Raw genomic sequence first — 19,375 nt, 5'->3', positions numbered from 1 at the left:
GGCCGGTCCGTCAGCCACAATGCCGATCTCTACAAGGAACGGAACACCGTCGAACGCCTGATCAACAAGCTGAAGGCCTGGCGCGGAATCGCCACACGCTACGACAAGGCACCGGAGAGCTACCTCGCCGGCCTCCAACTCCGAGCCGCAGGCGTTGAGTGCATCATGGGGCGGGGTACGTGGAGTTGGATTGTTCCGGACGGACTGTGGGAGATCGCGGAGCCGCTGATCCCGCCGTCGAAGGTGCGGCCGCAGGGCGGCGGAACGCAGGACACGCCTGATGAGACACTGTTCGCCGCGATCATCTACGTGCTGGTCAGCGGCTGCGCCTGGCGGGCGCTGCCGCCCTGCTTCGGCATATCCAAGTCGACAGCCCACCGCCGGTTCCTGATCTGGTCGAGAGCCGGAGTCTGGGGCCGGCTGCACGAGGAGATCCTGCACCGCCTCGACGACGCCGGTCTCCTCGACCTGTCCCGAGCGGTCCTGGACTCCGCCCACGTACGGGCTAAAAAAGGGGCGAACTCACAGGTTCGAGCCCCGTGGACCGGGGCAAGCCGGGCTCCAAGATGCACGTCCTGCCGGACGCGAACGGACTGCCCCTCCTCGTCGGCCTCGCGGCCGCCAACACCCACGACAGCCAAGCCCTGAAGCCCATGGTGCTCGGTCACCAAACGAGACACGACCCCCACCGCGGCCGCCACTTCAAGCCTCAGCGCCTGCACGCGGACAAGGCCTACGACATCCCTGAACTGCGGAAATGGCTCCGCGGCAAGAGGATCGGCGTCCGCATCGCCCGCAAGGGCGTCGAGTCATCAGAGCGACTCGGGCGGCGCCGGTGGGTGATTGAGCGGACCATGCCCTGGCTGACCGGCTACCGCAGACTCAACCACCGCTACGAGCGCCGCCCCCGCAACTACCTGGCCTTTCTCGGCCTCGCCGCCGCCATCTGCTGCTACAAGCGACTCGTCCGCCTCCCCACATAGGACACGCCCTAAGCCCCAAGACCCAGCCTTGGCCGGCAAAAACAACAACCAACCCACGATGGCAACCACCGCAGCAACCTAACGACCATCACCCGCAGTAACGCACCCGGCCGAGGGGCAGGCCCCACGGGCTGTCTGCCAGAGAACCGGCTGACAGCCCGTGGGGATCAGAGGTCAGTGCGCCTGGAGCTTGCTTCCGATATCATAATTGGCGGAATTCCCGAGATTGATGGCCTTGTTGTACGTGGCCTTGGAGGAACCCGCGGTTTCCAACGAGCAACTCTCGTTGTAATAACCGTCCAACGGAGTGAGAGTGCAGTCCCAGGAGTACCAGCCGCTCTTCAGAGCGATGTTCCTCCCGTCACCAATGCACGTGTAGCCGTCCTGGCAGGTGTACACCTGCCAGGTGTACGTCGCGGCAATGAGATAGATGTCCCTGTGCATGGACACAGGCGCCATCCCGGAGTTCGGTGCATTGGTGAGCCAGCGGGTCTGTTCCAAAACGGCCGGCGCAGGCGCAGCTATTGCCGGAGCCGAACCAAATGCCAGAGCAGCTGCAAAGATTGCGATAATGGAGCCGAGCTTAAATCGGTTACCCATGTCTGTGATAATCCTTCGTTAGATTGCACATAGAGGACGTTAGCTCACGCGTTCGAAACAGTTCGCTCGCCAGCCCCCACCTCAACTGCTTCAATATGTGTTCTGGATAAATTTGAAAATCTGCGGGCTGCAACCTCCCTTGGCGGACCACCAGCTGGACGACCGGTGAAACTGCGAATTCGCGCGACCTCGCGTAGCCGCAGTGAGCCGAGTGTGACGTCCTCATGGCGACGGAGCGCGGAAGCGTTTCAAGGCTGGTGTCCAGACCGGAGGATCCTCGCTTCCCCCGGCGGGGCTCCGCTTCGCGGCCCCCGGGGCCGACCTCTCGGGCCGGGGGTCTGCGCGTTCCCTGGCAACACTGAATCCCACCAAATGCCCCCTCACAACCGGCACTGACCGGCCCACAACAATCAAAGCTGCGGCGTTCTGCCCGCCTCTTCGAACCTATGCGCGCGTAGCGGTCCGCGCTGTGCGTGGCATGCACCACTCCTCAACACTGCGTGCAACCGCGCATCGCGGGATGGCTGCCCGGTATTCGGAGGGAGTCATCCCGTACACGTCGCGGAACATCCGGCTGAACGCGGTGGCACTGGAGAAGCCCCAGCGGGCCGCGATTGTCTGCACGGGATGACCTCTCGACTCCGGGCGTCCGAGTTCGGCGCGCGCACGTTCCAGTCGGCCCTGGCGGATGTAGGCCGCCACACTGACGGGCTGGTCACTGAAGAGAGAGTAGAGGGAGCGCAGGGAGATGTTGTGCCGGTCCGCGATCGCTTCGGGCGTCAGGTCCGGGTCGCCCAGGTTGTTTTCGATGAAACGGGTGACCCGTTGAAACATTTCCTGGGCGCGAGCCTCGGCTGGCGCCGCGTCGGGGGTGCCGAGCTGCTGCGCCAGGCAGGCGGTCGCCAGGTCGAGGGCAATGGACCCCATACTGACAAGCTCCGTCGGCCGACAGCTCGGGCCCTGAGCGAGCAAGGTGCTCAGAAAGCCGCTGAGGATCGCACCTGTTCCCCTGTCGCCACGGATACGCTGCCCAAGGATGCCTTCCACCCTGTCGTGCCGCAGCTCCAGGATCGAGCGGGGGACCTGCAAAATGGCCACCGTGGACCGCTCGTCGATGCTTGCCCCTTCGCTCGGACGCGAAGTGTCCGTCAGAACCAAGTCCCCCGCGACAAGCGAGTGGTGGCCCAGCTGGGCAATCCGGAAGGCGCCTCGTGTGACCAACGCCAACTGAAACTGCTCAGGATCGCCCTTGCGGACATGAGCCGACGTACGGCGCGACACCACTGGAGAGAACGTGAGCGCCGACAGCCGCACGGAACCGAGCTCCAGATCGGCGACATCTGCGTGAAAATTGGACGGATGCCTGGCGCTGAGGCTCACAGGCATGACGTGGCTCGACACCGCGTCACAGAACCACTCGAACCTCTCAGCAGAAGCCTTGCCATCACGTCGTGGACCCACTGATGCCACGTACCCCCCCCGCTCCGCACAGTACGACAAGGATTATCCGCCATGGCTCGCCCGCGCTGCGCCAGTTCACCACCGCGGCCCGGCCAACTCCCGCAATCTCCCCGCCGAATGGCCCCCCGCCGGATTCCCTCTCGGCGTCTGGATCGCCGACTGCCGCCGCCACTACCGGACCGGCGCACTCGACGGCGACCGGATCGTGCAGTTGGAAAAGCTCGGCATGCTCTGGTCCCTCTTCGACGCCCGCTTCGACGAGGGCCACGCCGCGGTCGGCGCCTGGGCCGCCGCATCCGGCGTCGGCCTGGCCGCACCCATCGACGCGGACATCGCCGGATACCCGGTAGGCCGCTGGCTGAATAACCAGCGCGCCGCCGCCCGCAGGACCAAGACGCCGCTCTCCCCCGAGCGCCGCACCGCCCTTGCGGAGATCGACCCCGACTGGTGCCCCGAGTGGCCATCGACTGGCAGCGCGCCTTCCGTCTCGCTCAGCGCCACGTGAACGCCGGCAACGCGCTCCCGGACAGTCCCGGCCTCCTCGTTCAGGACGACGAGGACCTCGGCCGCTGGGCCGCCGCTCAACGCCAGGGGTTCACGAAGCTGGCGCGGGAGCAGCAGACGATCTCTCCACGCTCGGCATCACGCTGGCCCCCTCCGCCGCAAAGTGGACCCGTGAAGAGATGTGGGCCCGCAACCTGAAGGCAGCTGCCCAGTACCGCGCCCACGAAGGAAACATCGACGTACCCCGCAGCCACAGGGAGCTGGTCGACGAAGCGTCATGCGGGCGATGCTAGGCCGCGTGGCGCGCGTCCGCTGCGCGTTTACGGAGAAGGGCGGCGCATCAGAGGGTTCCTTCCCCGGGCCAGGCGTCCACCTGGCTGTGTATGTGCCACATCATCTTGTAGAGCCCGGCGGCGGTGTCGGTGTCCGCGTCTGCCTGGTCGGTGCCCGAAGTCCGGGTGTTGACGACGGCGGCCCAGCAAATGCCGTGCCGGGTGCGCGCCACGACGGAGCTGGTTCCCGGCAGCAACCCAAGGTGCCACCAGGTTGGGTAGCGGAGTCCGTGCCCCAGCCTTTCGCGTAGCCATTGGCGCCCTTGGCCGTGGAGGGTGTGGTCATCGTGGTGATGGATGCCTGGTTCAGGATGTCGGGTCCCGGGGAAGCCGTCCACCCGTGTGACGAAGCGCATCAGGTCGACCGGGGTGGCCAACCAGCCTCCCTCGGCATCCTTCCGGGTCAACTGCATGCCGTAGGGGTCCTGCCCGTTCTGGCCGTAGTACGTGACCTCTCCATCGCGCTTGTCCGCGAGAGTGTTCCCGGCCAGGAACATCTGGCTGATTCCGCAGGGCGCCAGGATCTGCTGCCTGATGTACGCCTCGTAGGGCTGGGTGGTGACCTGCTCGATGATCCGCCCCAGGACGACGTAGCCGAAGTTGGAGTACGCGAACTCGTCGCCCGGGGCACCTCGGGCCTTGTTGTTCAGAGGGCGGTTGTCGAACACCCAGGAGATGAGCTGCGCCTGGGTCCAGTCCAGGTTGCAGGTCCATCGGGTCGGGAGAGTCGTGACTCCAGCCCGGGCCGGCTGTGTGTTCGAGCAGGTTCTGGACCGTGACGCTTTCAACGCCTGCACCGTAGGGCTGAGTGCCGAATGTCGTTCCGAGGATTCCGCTGCGTCCGAAGACCGTATCCGCCATTCGGATGTTTCCCTGTTCTACCAGCCTCAGGATGGCCGCGGAGGTCATCTGCTTACTGAGGCTGGCGATCCGGAAGAGGCTGGAGGTCGTCACCTTGTCACCGGTCCCCTTGTCGGCGAGGCCGAACCCACCGGCGTAGAGCAGCCTGTCGTGCTGGGCGAGCGCCAACGACAGCCCGGGGACCGAGAACTTATTCATGTACGCCTCAGCCAGGGGTGGAACCACACTGTCGGCCTCGCACCTTCGCCAGATTGGACTGAACCCCGGTGTGGCATTTTTGCCACCCCCGTAGTCGGCCGTGAATCCGCCGACGAAGATCGGCCGGTACGTTTTTCCCTGGTGATCGACCTCGTGCTGGTACCTGGCGGAACGGATACCGTGCTGCGCGTAGAAGGGGCACTTCACGGACTTCTCCAGGACGGCCGTGGCATAGGCGGTCTGCCCCGATCCGCCGGGGAGGAATGCACTGACACGGGCCGGCCGGTAGTCCTGCGCCACGGCCCGGGCGAAATCCCGCTGGTAGTACTCAGCCACTCGCGGTGGAATCCAACCCCAGTGCTGCCCTCCGGCCGGTTCCCAGATCATGGCGAACTGCGTGCCGCGGAAGTCCGGGCCGGGATACGCGCTGATGTCCACCAGCCGGTCGCCTGCACTGCTGCGGGCGCCCTACCCGCAGGGCCGGACCTGGGAGACTGGGGATCATGACCGACCGTCGACCGCTCTCGCTGCCCGCCTTCTCCGAGCCCGCTTCCGACGCTCCCGTACCCGCCCAGGCTGGTGGGCGCCGGCTGATGCCGGTCGAGCAGGGCGCCGACTTCCGCCAGCCGCCCGGCGAGCCCGATATCGCACCCGCCCCGGCCCGACGTCCGCTCGCCCCCGGCGGCCTCACCTTCTCAGACCCGGACCGCCATATCTGAGCGCCTAGCCCCACCGCCCGGTGTGCCAGCGCCTCCACCTGGACAGTGGTCGTAGCCGGCCCGGCTCCCGCCTCGGATACCGTGTTCCTCTACGGGGTGCCATAACGGATGTGACGCCCCCCACCGGAGGTAGTCAGCGTATGAGTTCAAAGCGCAGCAAGAATCCAGCCCTGCCCGTACTTGACGACGCATTCCGACTCGCGTCGGTCAAGGACGCCGAAGAGTCCACCCGTGACTTGGCCGCGCGGCTGGCCACCACCGAGCTGCGCCGCGTTTCCCACCCGGGCCGGGTCACCTGGGAGCCCACCGATCAGGCCGAGCCCGTACCGGTCCCGCCGACTGTGGTCGACGGTGACGGGGACCTGTGGCTGCGGGACCGGGGCACTGGCACCTGGACCATGCCCGAGTTCAACCCGAAGGAGTTCCCGGCTCGCTGTGGCGAGGTTCTGACGTGGAACCAGCTTGCCCGCGAGTTCGGCCCGCTTACCGCACTGGCCGACGACCGCCGCATCGGCGGCGGCCGGCGCTGACCGCGCAGCCTTATGGGATGACCGCGCCCCTGAAGCGCCCGTTACGGGTAGCTGGGAGCTCCAGCTCACCGCCGAGCTCGACGATGGCGGCGAGCAGGTGAGCGTGGTGGTCGGTCACGATGTCTCCATGTGGCAGCCGGATACGTCGTCGCTGTCGCTGGGGTCAGGGTGGAAGAAGCGGGTGTAGCGGAGTCCGGTCTCCGGAGTGATGTTGAACACTGCGCATAGGTGCTGCGGGTCAGCGCCGGTGACGGCGGCCTCTTCGAGGATTCGGTCCTCGCGAAGTTGCTGGGCGGTGACCGGGAGGTCGCGCAGCAGAGGCTGCATCCAGCCGGTTGTGGCCGGGGTTCGGGTGTGCGCGGTCTGCGAGCTGATGAACACGTGAGGGTTGCGGGTATGTGGCCACCGCTGGTGCCGGAGGTGGATGTAGTCGACGGCGGCCTGCTGGGTGAAGGCGTCGAGGGGGTGATCGATGTCGCCGAGCGTGAGCCGGCCGCGGGTGAAGTCGATGGCGGTCAGGGGCAGCGCTCGGGCCTGGTGCGGGTAGAACGCATGGCGGCGGGGACATCGCGCCACGCGACACCGGTCCGCAGCACGTACATGATGCCGGCGAGTGCCACTCGATCGGGAACGCGCAGCCGCCCGGGGTGGCGACGGCGCCGTTCGGGAGTGGGCGGCAGCAGCGGGGCCACCCGATCCCACAGGTCGTCAGGAACAAGATCGGCACGCACCCCGGACACCCTGCCGACCAAGATCGTCGAACACAAGACCCGCAGCTCAACTCATTCCGAAACGATCAGTTAGGGGCGGCGGCAAGCCGATCAGCCGCGCGGAAGCCCGCCGGACGCTCGCCGAGGGTGTCGAGCCGTGCCCGTACTGCAGCCCCGAGAACCCGCTCGGCATGACCAGCTAACCCGTCAGCGTACGCGGCTGCCCGAAGCGGCGGGTACGTTCGGCTGTACGGGGTGCGGCTCAGGCCATCAGGGCCGCGACGGGGGCCGCACCCCGACACCGCTCTCTCCTGCGACGTGCGGCGTCCAGGCTCCGGAACGGGCCGGCTTCTGCTGCGACTCCAGAAGGCGGGCACGGCACTCTTTGGCAGAGCGGGTTCCCGCCGACCCCATACCGACAGCAAGTCATGGTGGGGACCCTGGCGTGCCGGAACATCTCGGTTCACGAGCAGCGGCCAGTTCGAGGTCGGACGGGACTGCTCCCGCTTCGGCCGAGCGCGGTTCAGGTGTTGGCGACTTGTTCGGGGTGCCCGTCCCTGGCGAAGCGCGCCTGTACGTCGGGGCTGTCGAGGAGTCGGGCCGGATAGCCGGGTCCGGTCCGCACCGCAACGTCTTGGTGGTGCAGTGGTTCACCGCATGAGGAGCAGACGACCTTGGCCTGGGTGTCGTGGCCGCAGGCGCTGTGGTGCATGACCACGGGGATGCCGTCGTCATCGCTCAGCCACCGGTCGCCCCAGGCGTTGATCGCCGCGAGTACGCCGAAGAAGTCCCGGCCTTTGTCCGTCAGCAGGTACTCGTGGCGGACCGGCTCCCTCTGATAGGGGCGCCGCTGCAGCAGGCCCACGTTCTCCAGGCGCCGGAGACGGTCGGTGAGGGTGTTGCGCGCGATGCCGAGCGAGTCGATGAAGCCGTCGAAACGCGACTCGCCGTAGAAAATCTCCCGCAGGACCAGCAGGGTCCAGCCGTCGCCCAGGATGTCCACGGTGCGGGCGATCGAGCAGGGCCAGCCGTCGAATGAGGTCCGTCTCATATCAGTGACCTTATCAGTTTCATCATGAGATTCGCTTGCCCTCGGTGACCGGGTCCGACTAACGTCTCGTCGGTCTCATCATGCAACTTACGAGGAGGAGCGATGAGCTCCACGCCTGCGAGCACGCCTGCCGTCACCGTTGAACGGGACGGCCACGTGCTGCTGATGGGCCTGAACCGGCCCGCCAAACGCAACGCCTTCACCAAGCAGATGCTCAGCGAGCTGTCGGCCGCCTACGGGCTGCTGGAGTCGGACGATGACCTGTGGTGCGGAGTGCTGTTCGCCCACGGTGACCACTTCACCGGGGGCTTGGACATGCTCGATGTCGGCGCCGAGCTGGCTTCGGGGAAGTTCAGCGCCCCCGAGGGCGGGCGGGATCCCTGGCGTCTGGACGGACCGTGGTCGAAGCCAGTCGTCGCGGCCGCGCAGGGCTGGGTGATGACGCTCGGCATCGAGCTGCTCCTGGCCGCAGACATCCGCGTGGCGGCCCGGGACACACGGTTCGCCCAGTACGAGATCCGCCGCGGCATCTACCCCTTCGGCGGGGCAACCTTCCGTTTCCCCCAGCAGGCCGGGTGGGGTAACGCCATGCGCTGGATCCTGACCGGCGAGGAGTTCGACGCCGCGGAAGCCCACCGCATCGGCCTGGTGCAGGAACTCGCCGCCGACGGGCCAGCCGCCATCGCACGCGCCACCGAAATCGCCACCCTCATCGCCGAAAAGTCCGCGCCCCTGGGCGTGCGTACCGTCTTCGCCTCCGCCCACCTGGCCCACGAGTACGGCGAGAGCGCCGCGATCGAGCGGCTGCGCCCAGACATCGCACGGCTGTTCTCGACCGCCGACGGCGCCGAGGGAGTCCAGTCCTTCATCGAGCGCCGTGACGCCGTCTTCACCGGCCGCGGACCAGCCCGGCCCGCCACACCAGGAGATTTCTTGTGACCACCACGAAGACGCCTTTCCTGTTCGACCTGCCGCCCGAGATCGCCGAGGCCCGTGAGTGGGCCCACGGCTTCGCCGAGAAGTACGTACGCCCGGTGGCCGCCGAGTACGACGAGCGTGAGGAGACGCCCTGGGCGGTCATCGAGGAAGCCGCCAAGATCGGCCTGTACACCCCCGAGTTCGCGCTGCAGATGATCGCCGACCCCACCGGCCTCCTGCAGCCCGTGGTCGCCGAGGAGATCTTCTGGGGCGACGGCGGCATGGGCCAGGCCCTGCTGGGCACGTTCCTGCCCGCCGCAGCCCTGTTCGGCGCCGCCACCAAGGAGCAGATCGACACCTGGCTGCCCGCCTTCTTCGGCACCCCCGGCGACCTGGCCGTCGCCGCCCTGTGCGCCAGCGAGCCGAACGCCGGCAGCGACGCCGCCGCCATCCGCACCCACGCCCGCTACGACGAAGCCACCAGGGAATGGGTGCTCAACGGCACCAAAACCTGGGCCACCAACGGCGGCATCGCGAGCATCCACGTCGTCAACGCCGTCACCGACCCCGCCCTTGGCGCCCGCGGCCACGCCCTGTTCCTCATTCCGCCCGGCACCCGCGGTCTCAGCCAGGGCCAGAAGTTCTCCAAGCACGGCCTGCGCGCTTCCCACACTGCCGAGGTCGTCCTCGACGACGTACGCATCCCCGCCAACCTGGTTCTCGGCGGCAAGGATGCACTCGACCAGCGTCTGGCGGCAGCCCGCGAAGGGTCCCGGGTCCGCGTTCCCGCGGCCATGGCCACCTTCGAGATGACCCGGCCCGGCATCGGCGCGATGGCCGTCGGGGTGGCCCGCGCCGCCTACGAGTACGCCCTGGAGTACGCCGGCGTTCGTGAGCAGTTCGGGCGGCCGATCATCGACAACCAGGCGATCGCCTTCACCCTGGCCGACATGGCGACGGAGATCGACGCCGCCCGCCTCCTCGTCTGGCGTGCCAGCCACATGATGATGCGCGGCAAGCCCTTCACACGCGCCGAGGGCAGCATGGCCAAGCTCAAGGCCAGCGAGGTCGCCGTCCGCACCACCGAACGCGCCGTGCAGATCCTCGGCGGCAACGGCTACACCCGCGACTACCCCGTCGAGCGCTGGGCCCGCGACGCCAAGATCTTCACCATCTACGAAGGCACCAGCGAGATCCAGCGCCTGGCCATCAGCCGCGCCCTGTCCGGCCGCCGCATCCAGTAGACACCGGTTCCCGCACGTCCAGCCCCTACCACCTCATCGGAGCATCACATGAGCACCCAGACGCCTGTCCTGGCGGGCAAGGTTGCCGTCGTCACCGGAGGCGGCCGCGGCATCGGCATCGGCATCGGCATCGGCAAGATGATCACCCGAGGACTCCTCGAAGCCGGCGCCAAGGTCTACATCTCCAGCCGCAAGGACGCCGACCTGAAATCGGCCGTCGAGGAGCTGAGCCCCCTCGGCGAGGTACACGCTGTGTCGGCCGACCTCGGCACCGCCCACGGTGTGGAGACCCTGGCCGGCTACCTCCGCGAACGTGAGAGTCGCGTGCACGCGCTGTTCAACAACGCCGGCGCCAACTGGGGAGCACCCCTAGAGGAGTTCCCCGACTCGGCATGGGACAAAGTGCTCTCCGTCAACGTCAAGGGCGTCTTCGCCCTCACCCAGACCCTGCTGCCGCTCCTCAAGGCGGCGTCGACACCCGACGACCCCGCCCGCGTCATCAACACCGGTAGCATCGACGGGCTGCGCGCCCCCGCCCCCGGCTTCAACAACTTCTCCTACAGCGCCAGCAAGGCCGCCGTGCACATGCTCACCAGGCAACTCGCGGGAACCCTCGCCCCCGACGTCCTCGTCAACGCCGTGGCCCCCGGCCTGTTCGAGTCTAAGATGACCGCAGGCATCCTCAGCCTCGGCACCGACGCCGTCGCCGACCAGATCCCCCTCAAGCGCATCGGCCGTCCCGAAGACATGGCAGGTATCGCCGTGTTCCTCACGAGCCCCGCCAGCAGCTACATCACCGGAGCAGTCATCCCTGTGGACGGCGGGATCCTCGCCACCGGCTGAGCCAGGCGGGGGCCGCAAGGCCCCCGCCCGCCTCCTACTTCTCCTCGCCCTCGATCGTTCCTTAGTGCCAACGGCTGTTCGATTGTTCCCCAGAGGCCGGTCACGGACCGCCTCCGGCTCAGGGAACGCACGGCAGCTCGCCTCACGAAGGACCGGGTCTCTGGCGCTCCAACGCACCCGGGATGGCCGGGTCTGCCATCCCTACCGATCGGCGGATTTCTGAATGCGCGAACCGGTCGTTGTGCCAGCGCCAGAAACAGTCGGCACACGAGAGGTAGGCACACATGGGCAAGCAGAAGAAGGGCCGTAGGCACCGCAGCGTCAACCGCACGCCGCGTCCCATCGGCGGCGCCTGGCTTCCGGTGGCCGGCGAAAGTCATTCCTGCCTACCCCAGCAGGCAGTCGGCCGCCAGCCTGTCTACCGGGACCGCGTGGACCTCGTCGACGGGCGTGCGTACCCGGTGACCGCACTCTTGCACGTGGACGGCAAGCCGATGCGGTTCGACCTCGTCGCCAACATGCACGGTGTCATCCAAGGCGAGGTGACCGGCGAGTGCGCCGACATTCTCGCCAGCCTCGCCTTCGCCTAACTGGAACGCGAACAGCCGAAGCTGCTTCCCTTGCTCGGCGAGGAGGCCGCCAACCCCGCAGAACTTACCGAAGCCTTCCACCGGCTCATCAGTAGCGGCATCTGTGGTCGCGACGACCGAGGTGGCTACATCGACTTCACCCGTGTCCATGCGGCGCACGCATGATCGACCTCCTCTTGTAGACCGGTCAGAGGACGGTGTCGTGCAGGGCGCGGCGCTGGCCCTGACGTACGCGCACCGAAGCGTCGGGGTTACGGTCGAACCACACCCGATCGGCTTCGGCCGCCCATGTCGCACCGCCACGTTTCTGCGCGACGGCCCGCCGCCGGCTGCTTCCTTGCCCAAGCCGTAGACGGTGTTGCCCTCCCAAACCTGGTTGGTCCGGTTCTGGTTCTTCTTCCTCGTACGGCTGACCGCCACGTCACCACTCCCTGTGTCCAGGGCACGCGCCGGCCCATCCAGCTGCTGAACGAGACAGGCAGTGCGCACGGTGCGCCGAGTGGGGGACCCGGCGGTACCGCCCGCGCATCAAGCGTGTGACGCTGTATGCCGTCTTCACGTCCTCGCCGCCGCTCACCGCGTCCGCCAGCCGTCACCCGCCCCCACGCCCCGCTGCCCGGCGAGTTCGCCGTCGATCCGACCATGTGCCATCACGCCTATCAGGTCGCTATCGACTTCGGCTTCGTGGCCGTCGACGCGATCGCCGACTTCCTCGCCCAAGAGGACTCACTGGCCCTGGTCAAGCGCATGGGCTTCTGCGACTGCGGCCGGCTCGCGCTTGATGACGATGAGCTCGCCCGCAGCGCCCTGGCGCAAGACCGTACTTCGGCTGATGGACATGCCGAGCACGGCAGCCAAGCGGGCGCCGGCCCGGCCGGCCAGGGCAAGGCCGACTGAGGTCAGGGCGGAACGCAGCCGCTCGGTGCGCTGGCCATATCTGCGGGTCAGGCCGGGTATCTGCTCTACGAACGTCCGGCGCGGGCACTTGGTGTTCCGGCACCGAAACCGCCGGACCCGCAGCTGGAGTACGACGCTTCGTCCGGCGCTCGGGACATCAGCGAGAAACCGCAGGTAGGAGCTGTGAACCCGGGTCGAGCAGGCTCCGCAGCCCGGGCAGGCGGCGCCGGCCGTGGTGCATTGCGCATCAAGACGCACTTTCTCCATCTCCACGTTCACCGACAGCACCGCGATGTCCGCGACCGCCGGGAACAGAAGCTCCTTCAGCCGGAGCACGACCTCTTCCACGGCCCGGACTGTCAGCCCAGCGGCACTGACCACCAACTATTTTCGGGCGACTTCGCATGCCGCTCGGGAACGCTCAGCCGTCACTCACCGTGGCGACTGCACAGAACCTGTGCCAGAACCCGTTCTCGTGGACAAAGCCACGCCGGGTACTCTCATGCCCTGGCGAACGCGGGCCGCGGTCAGCGGGACGGTGGATCCCTTGGCCCGTCCGGCCGTCTTCTTCGTCTGCTTGCTCAATGCGGCTCCCCCTCCTGGTGATCGTCTCGGCTCAGCGTGCCCTATCAGGGTGGACGTCGACAGGGCGCCGCCGGGCGCATCGTTCCCGGGACTTGCGTTCCCATGGTTTGCGCAGCAGTTACCAGGGGGCGGGGTGGTAGTCGAGGTCGCGGCGGGCCGCCTCCAGGAAGACTGTCTGAGCGGTGGTGCACTGGTCGTCGGCGGCGAAGTACTCATGTTCGGGCAGGGTGTGGCGGAGCCGCCACCGGCATGCGGCCGTCCCGGCCGTCCGAGACGAACACGGGGCAGCCACCCTTCACGCGGCCTGAAAGCTCATAACGACGGGGCGCCTCTCAGCAGGGAGGCGCCCCGTCGTTGATCCGGTCAGGCTGAGCGGAAGGGCCGGCCGACCTTCAGAGGTGTTCGGGCAGCCAGGGTTCGAGGTCCGAGGTGGCGCGGATCAGCTGGGTCAGGGCTTCGTCGGACCTGGCGGTGACCCCGGCAAGGCGGGCTGCGGCGGCTGTCTGGTAGCCGCCGGCGTACCAGACGGCGAGCTGCCCGCGGGTGAGCTGCACATCGCCTTGGGCGCGGGTCTCAGTGATCTGGCCCGTGTCGTCCTTCACTTCCAGGAGGTACGATTCCCAGTTTCCGCCGTTCTCGCTTTCGATCTCCATGGCCAGGGCAATGGCCAGGTCACGGGGCCAGCCGCGCAGCCGGACGGCTTCTGGGATGTCGAGGATGCCGAGCATCCACGGGTGCCAGGCTTCCGCTGTCAGCCGGTAGCGGTGCAGGTTGTGGAGCAGCGTGGGGTAGGGGGGAAGGGCGGAGCGTCGGAAGTGGACGGCGGCGGCGCGGGTGTGGTGGCTGCCGAGGAACGCCATCATCTCGTTGACGGTCTCCGCGTCGGCGGCCCAGAAGTCGTGCACGGTCAGGTCCGTCCCGTGCCGCTGGTGACTCTTCATGGAGAGGGACAGCATGCCCGTCGTCGCTTGCTCCGACCCGAAGCGGTAGGTGGTGAGCTGCTGCTTGTCGTCCATCCAGGCAGACCACCATTCCGGACGGTGCACGGGCCCGTTCCACTGCCGGGCCAGGCGGCGCTGCAGCTCTTCACCTTCCTTTGACCGGCCGTGCTCGATGTGGAGCCCCGGGCTCGTGAAGCCGCGCTTGAGGTCTTCGGTGGCGATGGACCAGGCGAAGACGGGGACGGGTGCCTGCCAGCCGAGGCGGCGCAGGCGTCCGTTTGAGGTCGTCCAGACGGTGGAGATCACCGCGCCCTGGTCGCGCAGGGGGCGGAGCCGTTCGGCGAGGAGTCTGCCGGCGAGGTGGTCTCCGCGTTCTTCGGGGGCGATGCACCCGGCGCTGGTGATCGCGGAGGGGACTGGGGCCCCGCCGAAGAACTGATCGGTGAGGAGGCCCAGGCCGCCGGCGACGACGCGGCCGTCCCGGACCGCGACGCGGATGTCCGTGTGGGGGGCAGGCGGGTGATGTCGCCAACGGGGTGGCCGTAACTGCGGGCGGCGAGGTCGTTGTACTGCTGCCACAGTCCGTCGTCGGCCTCCATGATCCGGAGCGGATCGGACATTCGGCGTCCCCCTAGTAGGTGGTGTGGTCGCGGACGGCGTCGGCCTTGACCGGCACGAAGAAGCTGCGGGTGAAGGTGATGACAGTCTTGCCGTTCTGGTTGTGGCCGATCGTGCGGCAGGTGACGATCCCGGTGTCCGGTCGGCTGTTGGACAGACGGCGGCCGGTGATCTGCGTCTGCGCGTAGAGGGTGTCGCCCACTAACTGATCGTTTCGGAATGAGTTGAGCTGCGGGTCTTGTGTTCGACGATCTTGGTCGGCAGGGTGTCCGGGGTGCGTGCTGATCTTGTCCCTGACGACCTGTGGGATACGGTGGCCTCGCTGCTGCCGCCCACTCCCGAACGGCGCCGTCGCCACCCCGGGCGGCTGCGCGTTCCCGATCGAGTGGCACTCGCCGGCATCATGTACGTGCTGCGGACCGGTGTCGCGTGGCGCGATGTCCCCGCCGAGACGGTGGGCTGCTCCGGGGTGACGGCCTGGCGCCGCCTGCGGGACTGGACCGAGGCTGGCGTCTGGCCACGCCTGCACACGGCTCTGCTGGCCGAGCTGCGCCGCGCTGACCTGCTGGACCTGGACGACTGCTCCGTGGATGGGTCGCACGTCCGGGCTCTAAAAGGGGGGATCACGTCGGCCCCTCGCCCGTCGACCGCGCCCGTTCCGGTTCCGGTTCCGGTTCCGGTTCCAAGCACCATCTGATCGTCGACCGTCACGGAACCCCGCTCGCCGTCACGTTGACCGGCGGGAACCGGCACGATGTCACTCAACTCCTACCGCTGCTGGATGCCGTCCCGTCGATCCGGGGACTTCGGGGACGTCCTCGCCGCAGACCCCGGCGCCTGTATGCGGACCGGGGCTACGACCTCGACAAGTACCGCCGCCTGCTGTGGAAGCGAGGCATCAAGCCGGTGATCGCCTGACGCGGCGTCGCCCACGGCTCCGGACTGGGCAAAGTGCGCTGGGTGGTGGAGCGCGCCTTCGCCTGGCTGCACCAGTTCAAACGAGTCCGCACCCGCTACGAACGGCGCGCCGACCTCCACCAGGGCCTGCTCGAACTGGCCTGCAGCCTCATATGCCTCCGCCGCCTACGAACCTCATCCTGAGAAGATCAGTTGGCTACGCCGAACCATCCCGGCCGGACCTCGTTCAGAAGCGCTTGCAACGACCGCACCGCGGACCGCATGTCCTGATCTGTGACGTCAAGAGGCTCTGGCAGGCTCAGCCCATACCCGCGCAGCCGCCAGAGGTCGAAGACTGCGCTCCCGTCGGCTGCGAAGTCCACATCGACCTCAGTGCCGTTGTCGCGCACGAAGAGGCACCCTGCCCCATGAACCGTGTAGGTGTAGGTGCCGATGTCAGCACTCCGGCTGATCCGGCGCGAACGGGCCAGGCCGACGATGTCCGCTAGTCGCTCAAGCGAGGGGATCGCCACCCTCATGGCCTCATCAATCGCGTTCAGAGCGCGGACGTACCCGAGCACGAGGTCTCGCGCAGCCCCAACCCACTCCATACGGCGTCATCCCCCTGAGCCTGTGACTGAAGAAATTGTTCCATGGGGCCGCCAGCGTCTCCGCAGGACGGCATTCTGAAACGATCACTTACGGAGGCCGCTTCAGCGAGGGAAGGGTAAGGACTGTGGCCCGTTCTGATCCTGGCGGCCCTCGCGGTCCGGGCCAGTTGTAGTGCCCCTTGCGCGGCCAAGAAACTCTTTCTCATCCAGGCCGTCCAAGCCGGCCCGACGCAAGAACTCCACCAGGTCACGGATGTCGAAGGCGAGGCAGAGGATCTGCCCATCGGCGCGAACCCGCCGCCGGCCGGTCGGTGCATATGGCGGTATCCGCCGAAATCGCCGCAATCAATCACAACCACGCCCATATATCCCCGTAATATGCCAGCTACAGAAAAGGGCGACCCGGCTTGGCTGGAAACCGCCTGATGGCTCCCATCCTCAGGAGTTGGCTTCTCGATGGCGCTGGACATCCAACAAGTTTCTCAATGGCGTAGAACGTCGGCCTGGATGGCGGCGGTTCTCACCGTGCTGATCGCCGTTCTCGTTGTGGCGGTGACGCCGACACGGGCGAACGCGATCGCCACACCGGTACCCCTGGGTACGGCGGCAAGCTTCGCAGTACTGGCCGGTGAATCGGTCACCAACACCGGTCCCTCGGTCGTCACCGGAGACCTCGGGGTACACCCCGGAACGGCCGTTTCCGGGTTCCCGCCCGGTATCGTGAACGGGACCATCCACGTTGCGGACGCTGTGGCGGCCCAGGCCAAGAGTGACCTGGTCACGGCGTACAACAACGCCGCCGGACAGGCTACGGACGCTGTCCTCCCCCCGGACGCCGGGGGTCTGACGCTCGTTCCGGGCGTCTACACCGCGCCGACCACTCTCGGGCTGACCGGCACACTTACGCTCGACGCCCAGGGTGACCCCCAGGCGGTCTGGGTCTTCCAAGTGGGGTCGGGGCTGACGACGGCATCCGCGAGTCAAGTGCTTCTCGTCAACGGCGCCTCCCCGTGCAACGTGTTCTGGCAGGTAGGTAGTTCGGCCACGCTCGGTACCAACTCGGACTTCGTCGGCACCATCATGGCCATGACCTCGATCACCGTCACCACCGGGGCGGACATCGTCGGTCGGGCGCTGGCCCGCAACGGCAGCGTGACGCTGGACACCAACGACATCACCGTGCCCAACTGCAACGGTGGCACGAACGGCGGCACCACCGCCGGTACCAACGGTGGCACGGCCACGGGCGGTGTGATCGCCGGTACCACCGGCGGCACGAACGGTGGCCTGCTGGGCGGAGTTCTCGGTGGGGTGACGGGCGGTGCGAACGGTGGCCTGCTGGGCGGAGTTCTCGGTGGGGTGACGGGCGGTGCGATCGCCGGTACCACGGGCGGTACGCAGGGCGGCACCGTGACCGGTGGCACCACGGGCGGTGGCGGCAAGCCGTGCAAGCCGTGTAAGCCCGGCAAGCCGGGAGATCACCACGGCAAGCCCGGCAAGCCGGGTAAGCCGGGTAAGCCGGGAGGCCACGACGGTAAGCACCGTAGCCACGGCAACAAGCCCGGCCATCACGCGTGACGGCGGTGACCGGCTGAGGTGGTCAGCCACCTGAGCGGAACCGTGTGGCGTGCTGCGGGGTCGGTGTCGACTCCGCAGCACGCCACAGGTGACAGCGGAGAGCAGCAGGTCCAGAAGTCGGATTCGGGAAGGCCGGGTGAGCTGTGCTGGGCGGGGCCGGATCAGTGGATGCGAAGGAATTGAGCGGGGAGTACGGTGACGGGAAGCCGCCGTCGCCGCGGCGGTACCCAGAGAGACGCGCCCGGCTCAGCGTGGTGACCGCCGCGGCTGTCTCCTGTGCGTGGGGGTGGCCCTGGTCCATGTATCCCTGCTCTTCCAGCATGTGGCGCCCGCCAGCACCGTCTCTCAGAGGTACAGACGGCACATCGACGCGTGGGTCTATCCGCTGTTTGAGCAGAACTGGAAGCTCTTCGCTCCCCATACTGTCGGGCAAGCAGCGTTGCGCCCACAAGTCGGCCCCCGGTCGGGGCCTCAGAAACGCCGACCGGGGGCCGCATCAGACACCTGCCTACATCAGGAGCTGACGCAATGCCCAACTCTACTGATCTGAACGGCGTGGACGGGGAGAACGCGGCCAGCCAGGATCACCTTGGGCTTGCCCAGGCCGTCGGCGGGAGGCTCACCCGGGCATCAGAGGGCTTGCCCGGGGGCGGAGGCGGGTGCGCAAGTCGGGGGCATTCTCGGCGGTCGTAGCTGTCGGCCGCCTGGGCAAGCCTGCCGCCGGTGAGCTTGCCCAGGAAGCCTTGGGCTTGCCCGACCGGGCGACCGAGCCCATGACCGGTCACCCATATCTGCGTGACCGATACGTCTCCCGCCATCGGCCAAACCGCAGCTCAGTGGCGTGACCGACCCGTGCAACCCCCCGTGGGTGATCCGGTCCCCCGCACGCGCGGCGTTCGTTCAGCCCCCGCTATCGCGCGCGGCGGCCCCTCCGGCTGGACCGCCGTGTCTGGCCAACTCCGGCGTCGTTGTCCTTGGACGTGCACGATCCGTCCCCCGCGGAGCGCGCTGAGGGCCGCAGCCTCCCCCCGGCCAGGGGCCCCCACTCCCGCTCAAGCGGGGCAGGACGTCAGGCGCAGACGAGCCGGTCGGCCACGAGCCACTCGACGCGTCCCCCGCGCCGGATGAGCCGGGCGATGCCGTAAAACTTGGTCGGCGTGCGGCTGACGCTGCATGAAGTACCGCAGGGCGCGGCTGACCCCGTCGCGGAGCTCCGCGTCCGTCATCGTCTCCGGCCGCTCCTGCAGTTCGTCCATGAGTCGCCTGGCGCGGGCTCCGCGGTCCAGTGCCGCGTCGGCGAGCGGCCCTTCGGCGAGGCCGTTCCGTACGCGCAGACCGTCCTCGATGTACGTCATGGTGTTCTTCCTCTCTGCCCGGGCGTGTGCCGTCTCCCGGATGGAGATGCGGTCACGGGACCGGGCGAGCGGGAACGTAGAGCACGGGCGTCGTTAGCGTCTCGTCGTCGCCGCCGGCCGGGCAGTGAGGCGCTCCTCTTCCCACGGCTACTGCGTGGAAAGAGTTCTCAATGCCGGTGTCAAGCCGCAGCAGGTGCGGCCCCGACAGGGCTACGCCGCTGGTTCAACGCTTACCGCGATGGCTCGTCTCCGAAGGTGAACCGCCAGGACCTCCATCTCGACGAGCGTGCCGATGAGACCGGTCTCGGCGAGTTGCGTTGCCTGCGCTCGTGCTTCGCCCAGGGACAGT

At 67.8% G+C, this 19,375-nt stretch carries 23 protein-coding genes and 3 pseudogenes; 12 read left to right on the top strand and 14 right to left on the bottom strand.

From position 1 onward, the window contains the following. Window positions 1–648 (top strand): transposase (locus tag ACWDX7_RS21085; RefSeq protein WP_451491686.1); only part of this gene is annotated, 648 nt, incomplete at its 5' end. Then, window positions 567–983 carry a transposase gene (locus ACWDX7_RS21080; RefSeq protein ID WP_451491687.1) on the top strand — a complete coding sequence of 139 codons (417 nt, stop codon included), beginning with the start codon at window positions 567–569 and terminating at the stop codon, window positions 981–983. The genes ACWDX7_RS21085 and ACWDX7_RS21080, both read left to right, overlap by 82 nt. A gap of 174 nt (window positions 984–1,157) precedes the next feature. Here ACWDX7_RS21080 and ACWDX7_RS21075 read toward each other — a convergent pair whose 3' ends face one another. Both ACWDX7_RS21075 and ACWDX7_RS21070 read right to left on the bottom strand, forming a co-directional pair. Further along, the gene (locus tag ACWDX7_RS21075; RefSeq protein ID WP_451491688.1) at window positions 1,158–1,583 is read right to left on the bottom strand and encodes a hypothetical protein; all 426 of its coding nucleotides are present in this window, start codon (window positions 1,581–1,583) and stop codon (window positions 1,158–1,160) included. Between the two features lie 444 nt (window positions 1,584–2,027). Further along, window positions 2,028–2,969, bottom strand: coding sequence for a helix-turn-helix domain-containing protein (locus ACWDX7_RS21070; protein WP_451491794.1), 942 nt, complete (start codon window positions 2,967–2,969; stop codon window positions 2,028–2,030). On the opposite strand from ACWDX7_RS21070, the gene ACWDX7_RS21065 reads away from it, so the two are divergent. Then, window positions 2,968–3,549 carry a helicase associated domain-containing protein gene (locus ACWDX7_RS21065; protein ID WP_451491689.1) on the top strand — a complete coding sequence of 194 codons (582 nt, stop codon included), beginning with the start codon at window positions 2,968–2,970 and terminating at the stop codon, window positions 3,547–3,549. The genes ACWDX7_RS21070 and ACWDX7_RS21065 overlap by 2 nt on opposite strands. Before the next feature lie 339 nt (window positions 3,550–3,888). On the opposite strand, the gene ACWDX7_RS21060 is transcribed toward ACWDX7_RS21065, so the two are convergent. Continuing rightward, entirely contained in the window at window positions 3,889–4,548 is a 660-nt protein-coding gene (locus ACWDX7_RS21060; protein ID WP_451491690.1) for a serine hydrolase domain-containing protein, read from the bottom strand. A gap of 46 nt (window positions 4,549–4,594) precedes the next feature. Beyond that, window positions 4,595–4,939, bottom strand: a pseudogene (locus ACWDX7_RS21055) (serine hydrolase domain-containing protein); the annotation flags it as partial. A gap of 503 nt (window positions 4,940–5,442) precedes the next feature. Between ACWDX7_RS21055 and ACWDX7_RS21050 the strand changes: the two are divergent. Then, on the top strand, window positions 5,443–5,658 hold the full coding sequence (locus ACWDX7_RS21050) for a hypothetical protein (RefSeq protein WP_451491691.1): 216 nt from the start codon (window positions 5,443–5,445) through the stop codon (window positions 5,656–5,658). A gap of 140 nt (window positions 5,659–5,798) precedes the next feature. Beyond that, window positions 5,799–6,188, top strand: coding sequence for a hypothetical protein (locus ACWDX7_RS21045; protein ID WP_079403197.1), 390 nt, complete (start codon window positions 5,799–5,801; stop codon window positions 6,186–6,188). A gap of 114 nt (window positions 6,189–6,302) precedes the next feature. Here the strand turns inward: ACWDX7_RS21045 and ACWDX7_RS21040 are convergent, their stop codons facing one another. Next, a complete protein-coding gene (locus ACWDX7_RS21040) occupies window positions 6,303–6,764 on the bottom strand; it encodes a hypothetical protein (RefSeq protein ID WP_451491692.1) in 462 nt (153 codons plus the stop codon). Beyond that, window positions 6,749–6,919, bottom strand: a pseudogene (locus ACWDX7_RS21035) (transposase); the annotation flags it as partial. The pseudogene ACWDX7_RS21035 and the gene ACWDX7_RS21040, both read right to left, overlap by 16 nt. 53 nt (window positions 6,920–6,972) lie before the next feature. Here ACWDX7_RS21035 and ACWDX7_RS21030 point away from each other — a divergent pair. Continuing rightward, window positions 6,973–7,101: a DUF6233 domain-containing protein gene (locus ACWDX7_RS21030; protein WP_451491795.1), complete on the top strand. Its 129-nt coding sequence runs from the start codon at window positions 6,973–6,975 to the stop codon at window positions 7,099–7,101. A gap of 320 nt (window positions 7,102–7,421) precedes the next feature. Here the strand turns inward: ACWDX7_RS21030 and ACWDX7_RS21025 are convergent, their stop codons facing one another. Continuing rightward, window positions 7,422–7,949, bottom strand: coding sequence for a winged helix-turn-helix transcriptional regulator (locus tag ACWDX7_RS21025; RefSeq protein WP_451491693.1), 528 nt, complete (start codon window positions 7,947–7,949; stop codon window positions 7,422–7,424). A 102-nt stretch (window positions 7,950–8,051) separates the two neighbouring features. Here ACWDX7_RS21025 and ACWDX7_RS21020 point away from each other — a divergent pair, with 102 nt between their 5' ends. The 3 genes from ACWDX7_RS21020 to ACWDX7_RS21010 are packed head-to-tail and all read left to right on the top strand — an operon-like array spanning window position 8,052 to window position 10,954. Further along, window positions 8,052–8,888 (top strand): crotonase/enoyl-CoA hydratase family protein, encoded by an 837-nt coding sequence (locus ACWDX7_RS21020; protein WP_451491694.1) that lies wholly within the window; start codon window positions 8,052–8,054, stop codon window positions 8,886–8,888. After that, window positions 8,885–10,111 carry an acyl-CoA dehydrogenase family protein gene (locus tag ACWDX7_RS21015; RefSeq protein WP_451491695.1) on the top strand — a complete coding sequence of 409 codons (1,227 nt, stop codon included), beginning with the start codon at window positions 8,885–8,887 and terminating at the stop codon, window positions 10,109–10,111. The genes ACWDX7_RS21020 and ACWDX7_RS21015 overlap by 4 nt, the downstream gene beginning before the upstream one ends. A gap of 48 nt (window positions 10,112–10,159) precedes the next feature. Continuing rightward, window positions 10,160–10,954 carry an SDR family oxidoreductase gene (locus ACWDX7_RS21010; RefSeq protein WP_451491696.1) on the top strand — a complete coding sequence of 265 codons (795 nt, stop codon included), beginning with the start codon at window positions 10,160–10,162 and terminating at the stop codon, window positions 10,952–10,954. 386 nt (window positions 10,955–11,340) lie between these two features. Here ACWDX7_RS21010 and ACWDX7_RS21005 read toward each other — a convergent pair whose 3' ends face one another. From ACWDX7_RS21005 to ACWDX7_RS20985, 5 genes are all read right to left on the bottom strand, one after another. After that, window positions 11,341–11,703: a hypothetical protein gene (locus ACWDX7_RS21005; protein WP_451491697.1), complete on the bottom strand. Its 363-nt coding sequence runs from the start codon at window positions 11,701–11,703 to the stop codon at window positions 11,341–11,343. A gap of 414 nt (window positions 11,704–12,117) precedes the next feature. After that, window positions 12,118–12,264, bottom strand: coding sequence for a hypothetical protein (locus ACWDX7_RS21000; protein ID WP_451491698.1), 147 nt, complete (start codon window positions 12,262–12,264; stop codon window positions 12,118–12,120). 6 nt (window positions 12,265–12,270) lie between these two features. Further along, entirely contained in the window at window positions 12,271–12,789 is a 519-nt protein-coding gene (locus tag ACWDX7_RS20995) for a transposase family protein (RefSeq protein ID WP_451491699.1), read from the bottom strand. Between the two features lie 629 nt (window positions 12,790–13,418). Next, a complete protein-coding gene (locus ACWDX7_RS20990) occupies window positions 13,419–14,546 on the bottom strand; it encodes a GNAT family N-acetyltransferase (protein ID WP_451491700.1) in 1,128 nt (375 codons plus the stop codon). A 52-nt stretch (window positions 14,547–14,598) separates the two neighbouring features. Further along, the gene (locus tag ACWDX7_RS20985) at window positions 14,599–14,787 is read right to left on the bottom strand and encodes a hypothetical protein (protein ID WP_451491701.1); all 189 of its coding nucleotides are present in this window, start codon (window positions 14,785–14,787) and stop codon (window positions 14,599–14,601) included. Window positions 14,788–14,859: 72 nt separating this feature from the next. Between ACWDX7_RS20985 and ACWDX7_RS20980 the strand changes: the two are divergent. Continuing rightward, window positions 14,860–15,686, top strand: a pseudogene (locus ACWDX7_RS20980) (IS5 family transposase). Window positions 15,687–15,691: 5 nt separating this feature from the next. Here ACWDX7_RS20980 and ACWDX7_RS20975 read toward each other — a convergent pair. Continuing rightward, window positions 15,692–16,093, bottom strand: coding sequence for a DUF6896 domain-containing protein (locus ACWDX7_RS20975; RefSeq protein WP_451491702.1), 402 nt, complete (start codon window positions 16,091–16,093; stop codon window positions 15,692–15,694). Window positions 16,094–16,549: 456 nt separating this feature from the next. On the opposite strand from ACWDX7_RS20975, the gene ACWDX7_RS20970 reads away from it, so the two are divergent. Next, window positions 16,550–17,671: an ice-binding family protein gene (locus tag ACWDX7_RS20970; protein ID WP_451491703.1), complete on the top strand. Its 1,122-nt coding sequence runs from the start codon at window positions 16,550–16,552 to the stop codon at window positions 17,669–17,671. A gap of 280 nt (window positions 17,672–17,951) precedes the next feature. Further along, window positions 17,952–18,221, top strand: coding sequence for a DUF5819 family protein (locus ACWDX7_RS20965; RefSeq protein ID WP_451751277.1), 270 nt, complete (start codon window positions 17,952–17,954; stop codon window positions 18,219–18,221). 502 nt (window positions 18,222–18,723) lie between these two features. On the opposite strand, the gene ACWDX7_RS20960 is transcribed toward ACWDX7_RS20965, so the two are convergent. Further along, window positions 18,724–19,026, bottom strand: coding sequence for a hypothetical protein (locus ACWDX7_RS20960; RefSeq protein ID WP_451491704.1), 303 nt, complete (start codon window positions 19,024–19,026; stop codon window positions 18,724–18,726). Between the last annotated feature and the right edge of the window lie 349 nt (window positions 19,027–19,375).

It is taken from the genome of Streptomyces sp. NPDC003034, assembly GCF_053591375.1.
This window is presented reverse-complemented; position numbering and strand designations above follow the sequence as displayed.